The 5,144-nt window shown below is 73.3% G+C and carries 6 protein-coding genes and 1 tRNA gene; 4 read left to right on the forward strand and 3 right to left on the reverse strand.

Annotation, left to right across the window (positions count from 1 at the left end; genetic code table 11):
* On the forward strand, positions 1-714 hold a 714-nt coding region (locus tag DW309_RS19650; RefSeq protein WP_342590376.1), incomplete at its 5' end, for a DUF6716 putative glycosyltransferase.
* A gap of 31 nt (positions 715-745) precedes the next feature.
* Here DW309_RS19650 and DW309_RS12690 read toward each other — a convergent pair.
* The 3 genes from DW309_RS12690 to DW309_RS12700 all read right to left on the reverse strand — a co-directional run bounded on the left by DW309_RS12690 (position 746) and on the right by DW309_RS12700 (position 3,585).
* Positions 746-1,612 (reverse strand): SDR family oxidoreductase, encoded by an 867-nt coding sequence (locus DW309_RS12690; RefSeq protein ID WP_136045588.1) that lies wholly within the window; start codon positions 1,610-1,612, stop codon positions 746-748.
* A 159-nt stretch (positions 1,613-1,771) separates the two neighbouring features.
* The gene (locus DW309_RS12695; protein ID WP_136028664.1) at positions 1,772-2,551 is read right to left on the reverse strand and encodes an ABC transporter permease; all 780 of its coding nucleotides are present in this window, start codon (positions 2,549-2,551) and stop codon (positions 1,772-1,774) included.
* The gene (locus DW309_RS12700) at positions 2,548-3,585 is read right to left on the reverse strand and encodes an ABC transporter ATP-binding protein (protein ID WP_136036198.1); all 1,038 of its coding nucleotides are present in this window, start codon (positions 3,583-3,585) and stop codon (positions 2,548-2,550) included. Before DW309_RS12700 ends, DW309_RS12695 begins: the two co-directional genes overlap by 4 nt.
* A 62-nt stretch (positions 3,586-3,647) precedes the next feature.
* On the opposite strand from DW309_RS12700, the gene DW309_RS12705 reads away from it, so the two are divergent.
* The 3 genes from DW309_RS12705 to arfB form a co-directional block, all read left to right on the forward strand.
* The gene (locus DW309_RS12705) at positions 3,648-4,640 is read left to right on the forward strand and encodes a helix-turn-helix transcriptional regulator (RefSeq protein ID WP_136028666.1); all 993 of its coding nucleotides are present in this window, start codon (positions 3,648-3,650) and stop codon (positions 4,638-4,640) included.
* A 59-nt stretch (positions 4,641-4,699) separates the two neighbouring features.
* Positions 4,700-4,775: transfer RNA gene (locus DW309_RS19655), tRNA-Met, on the forward strand.
* Between the two features lie 50 nt (positions 4,776-4,825).
* Positions 4,826-5,144 (forward strand): alternative ribosome rescue aminoacyl-tRNA hydrolase ArfB (gene arfB / locus DW309_RS12710; protein WP_136045589.1); only part of this gene is annotated, 319 nt, incomplete at its 3' end.

Below are 5,144 nucleotides of genomic sequence, written 5' to 3' on the forward strand. Positions count from 1 at the left end.
GACATCGCGGCCCTGCTGGTGCGCGCCGCCGAGGCCGACCCCGACCGGCGCGTGGTGGTGAAGCTGCGTGCGCGACAGGGCGAGGCGGAGACCCACCTCGACCGCGAGCCCTACACCGGGCTCTTCGGGGCCGCGCGGCCGCGGAACCTCGTGTTCTCGCACGCTCCGATGGCCACGGCTCTGGAGACGGCGGCCGGGCTGGTCACCGTGAGCTCGACGGCCGCCGTGGAGGCGCTGGCGCACGGGGTGCCGGTCATCGCGCTCGACCGCTTCGGGGTGAGCAAGAGCCTGCTCAACACGGTCTTCGTCGGCAGCGGGCTGCTGGGCGGGGCGGGCGAGATCGTCGCCGGCCGCTTCCGGCGCCCGCACCCGGCCTGGCTGCGCGACAACTACTTCCACCCCGCCGCCGAGTCGGACTGGTGGGACCGGGTGCAGGAGCTGGTCGCGCTGCGCCGAGCGGGCGCGCTGCCTCCGCGCCGGGTGCCCGCTGCGCGCGGGGGTGCGCTGCACGAGGCCTGGCACCGGGCGAGTGTGCTCGGTCGGGAGGACCGCAGCATCTCCGGACGGCTCGCGCTCGCGGTCGGAGCCCCGGCGGTGCGGCTGCTGTCCGGCGTCCGCGCTCGCCGCAGTCCGGAGGGCGCCTCCACGTGGGCGGACCCGTCCACGGACTACACGCTCGAGCCGAACCCGTTCGCCGACTCGCTGCGTCGCTGAGCCCCGCCTCGTCCGTCCGGGTCGTGGTGCGTCAGAGGCGGCGCCAGTCGTGGCTCTCGACCGCGGCGCCGGCCTGCGGGCCCATCTGCAGCATGCCGCCGTCGATCACGACCGAGGCCCCGGAGATGTAGGCGGCTTCGGGCGAGGCCAGGAAGGCGATCAGCGCGGCCACCTCGCGCGCGTCCCCTGGTCGTCCGAGCGGGATGCCGGGGCGGTCCTCCGTGTGCGGGTCGGTGTCGGTCTGCCCGGTCATGGGTGTGGCGATCTCGCCGGGGGCCACGCTCACCGCGCTGATGCCGTGCGCACCGAGTTCGAGCGCCAGGTTCTTCATGAGGCCGCCGAGCCCGTGCTTCGCGGCGTCGTACGCGCTCGCCCCGACCATCGGCTGATGCTCGTGCACGCTGGTGACCGCGATCAGCCGGCCACCGCGTCCGGCCGCGACCATGGCCCGCGCCGCCCGTTGCAGGCACACGAACGCGCCGGTGAGGTCGGTGTCGACCACGCGGTTCCACTCGTCGAGGGTCACGTCGAGGAACGGGGTCTGCAGTCCCGCTCCGGCGTTGTTGACGAACACGTCCACCCCGCCGAGCTCGGCGATCAGGCCGTCGACCGCGTCGCCGCACGCGGGGATGTCCGCCAGGTCGAGGCGGGCGACCACGGCCCTGGCGCCGTGGCTGCGCACCTCCTCCGCGGTCTCCTGGGCGCCGGCCTCGTCGCTGTGCCAGGTGATGCCCACGTCGATGCCGGCCGCGGCGAGGGCGACCGCGGTCGCGCGGCCGATGCCCGAGTCCGCGCCGGTCACGATCGCGCGTCGGGCCTCGGCTTCCAGGCGCGCCTGGGGCTCCCCGGACTCCAGGCCCGTGGTCGGCGTCTTGTCGTTGTGCTGCGATTCGGACATGCGGCCCTCCTGCTCCTCGTGGTCGTGCGGCGACGATACGAAGGCCGAGGGAGCACGGTCGATGCGCTTGACGGCGGCGGGTGGCGGCGCTAGCGACCCGATGTCCCGCGGCGGTGGCCCCGCAGACGCGAGGCCGCCGCCGCGGGCGTCGAGCGCGGGTCAGTTGCTGCGGCGGATGGCGCGCACGCCCACCACGAGGCCGACCGTGGCCACCGCGAGTGCGGCGATCCAGCCCCACAGCACGGTGAGGTCGCCCAGGTCTCCGGCGAACAGCGCCCGTTCCGCCTGCACGACCCAGTTCACCGGGTTGACCGTCGCGACCGCGCGCATCCAGTCCGGCGCGGCGTCGAGCGGCAGCAGCATCCCCGACAGGATGAGCAGCGGGAAGATGAGCGACTGCTGCACGCCCCAGAACAGCCACTCCCGGTCTTTGGTCGCGAGCGCGAGCGAGTACGAGAGCGAGCCGAGGCCCACCCCGAACACGGCGAGCAGCGCGAGGCCGATCAGCAGGCCCGGCACGTCGACCGCGAACCCGAACGGCCATGCGATCAGGACGATCACGAGGGCCTGCACCACGATCGGCGCGATCTCCTTCAATGCGCGGCCGACGAGGAGGGACGACCGGGCGAGCGGGGCGACGAGGGTGCGCTCGTGCGAGCCGGTCATCATCTCGTACTGGAGGTTCGACCCGGTGGCGCCGGTGCCGAACAGCACGATCATCACCAGCACGCCCGGCACGAACCACGACAGGGTCTCGCCCGCGGGCTGTCCGGACTGGCCGATCAGCAGCGGGGCGAACAGCCCGAGGAACACCAGGGGCTGCAGCAGGCTGAAGATCAGGGTGAACGGGTCCCGCACCACGGGCTTGAGCTCCCGCGTCAGCACGTGGCGGGTGTCGCGTGCGAGGTTCGGGCGCACGAGCGTGTCGGTGGTGGTCATGAGAGGACTCCTGTCGTGGTCGGGGTGGAGGCGGGCGTGGGCTCGTCCGTGGACTCGGGGGCTCCTGCACCCTCGCCCGCATCGCGCAGGGTGCGTCCGGTGAGGGCGAGGAACACGTCGTCGAGTGTGGGCGGCACTCCGGTCGCGCGCTGCACGACGATGCCCGCGGCGTCGAGCTCCCGCACGACTACGGGCAGCAGCCGGTCGCCGTCGGGCACCGCGAGGGAGAGGCAGGCGTCGTCCCGCACGACCTCGGCCGGGCTCCGTCGGGCGACCACGGTGCGCGCCCGCTCGGCCTCCGCGGCGTCCGCGAACCCGAACGTGAGCACGTCGCCCGCGAGGGTGGCCTTGAGCGAGGCCGCGTCGTCGTCCGCGATGATGCGGCCCTTGTCCATCACCATGACCCGCTCGGCGTAGCGGTCGGCCTCCTCCAGGTAGTGCGTGGTGAGGAAGACCGTGGTGCCGTGCTGCGTGCGCAGGTCGAGGATGTGCTCCCACAGGTTCGCGCGGCTCTGCGGGTCGAGTCCCGTGGAGGGCTCGTCCAGGAACAGCAGGGGCGGCGCGTGCATGAGCCCGAGGGCGATGTCGAGCCGGCGCTTCTGCCCGCCGCTGAGCTGCTGCACGGTGCGGCCCGCGAACGACGACAGGTCGAGCGAGTCGATGAGCTCGTCCGCCCTCCGCACGCTGTCGCGTTTCGTCAGGCCGTAGAAGGCGCCCTGGCTGAGCAGTTCGTCGCGCACGCGCTGGGAGAAGCTGCCGCTGGTGAGCTGACCGACGTAGCCGATGCGCGCGCGGACGCCCGCGGCGTCGGTGCGGATGTCGTGCCCGACCACGCGCGCGCTGCCGGCCGAGGGCGGGATCAGGGTGGTGAGCATGCGGAGGGTCGTCGACTTGCCGGCGCCGTTCGGGCCGAGGAATGCGACGAGCTCACCCCGCACGGCGCTGAAGGAGACGTCGGTGACCGCGTGCACCGGTGCCTTCTTGACGGTGAAGGTCTTGGTCAGGCCTTCGGTCTCGATGAGGGTTTCGTTCATGGGAGAGAGCGTAGAAAGCAACGCGGACACATCCTGTCCGCATCGTCTGCCAATCTGAGGTCATGTCCGACACCACCGCCCGCGCCCTCGCCCTGCTCAACCTGCTGCAGACGCACCGGCACTGGCCGGGCACGGAGCTCGCCTCGCGACTGGGCGTCACCGAGCGCACCGTCCGCCGCGACGTCGACCGCCTGCGCGAGCTGGGCTATCGCGTCGAGTCCACGCCGGGATCGGCCGGCGGTTACCGGCTGGAGGCGGGGAGCGCCGTGCCGCCGCTGCTGCTGACCGACGACGAGGCGGTCACGATGGCGATCGGCCTGCGGGTCGCCGCCACGCAGCAGCTCGTCGGTGGCGCGGAGGTGACGCTGACCGCGCTCGCGAAGCTGGAGCAGGTGCTGCCCTCGGCGCTGCGGCAGCGGGTGAACGCGCTCGCCGCGGCGGTGCAGCCCCCGCGGATCGGCGCGGGACCGGTGGTGTCGCCCGTGGTCATCGGCGAGATCGCGCTCGCCACGCGCGACCACGAGCGGCTGCGGCTGCGCTACGTCGACGGGCAGGGGGAGGAGAGCGTGCGGCGCGTGGAGCCGCATGCCCTCGCCCCGGCCGGACGCAAGTGGTTCCTCCTGTGCTGGGACCTCGACCGCGAGGACTGGCGCACGTTCCGCGTCGACCGCATCACGTCCGTCGAGCACACCAGGGTGCTGTTCGCGCGGCGCGAGCTCAGTGCGCAGGAGATCGAGGAGCGGGTGCTGATCGCGGCGTCGTGGTCGCCGCAGAAGATCGAGACCGACGCGGTGATGGAGCTGCCGCTGGCGGAGATGCAGGAGCGGTTCGGGCCGTGGGGACAGGGCGCCACGGCGGAGGGACCCGACCGCACGCGCTGGCCCTTCGGCGGCGCGGACTGGCGGGAGGCGATGTACGGACTGCTCTGGATCCCCGCGGGCGTCGAGTACACCACGAGCTTCCCCGAGCCCCACCGTGCGGAGCTGCGCGAGGCGGTCGAGCGGCTGCTGCGGGCGCTCGACGCTCCCACGCCCGCGTCATCCGCGGACTCATAGGGTCATCCCAGGGAACGACCCTGGCGGGGAACATCACGGCCAGGTAACGTCAGTGCCATCGCGGCGATCCGGGCGGTCCCGGGCCCCGGCTCATATCCGGAGGCGTTGCGGGTTCGACTCCCGCCGTCGCGTCCACTCCCTGAGGCGTTCGCGTCCGCGTCCACGATATGGCGCATGATGGACGGATGCCCACCGCCCCTCGACCCGGACTCCGCGTCACGGCCGGTCTCACGATCCCCGACGCCGAGCTGTCGTGGCGCTTCTCGCGCTCCTCCGGCCCCGGGGGACAGGGGGTGAACACGGCTGACTCGCGCGTGGAGCTGGTGTGGGACGCCGCGGGTTCCGCGGTCCTGTCGCCGGTGCAGCGCGAGCGGATCCTGGAGCGTCTGCGGGGACGGCTCGTCGGCGGGGTGCTGACGATCGCGGCGTCCGAGCATCGGGCGCAGCTGCGCAACCGGGAGGCCGCACGCGAACGCCTGGCCGCCCTGGTCGCGGAGGCCCTGC

This window comes from Microbacterium sp. K41, assembly GCF_004794395.1.
Taxonomy (GTDB): Bacteria; Actinomycetota; Actinomycetes; order Actinomycetales; family Microbacteriaceae; genus Microbacterium; species Microbacterium sufflavum.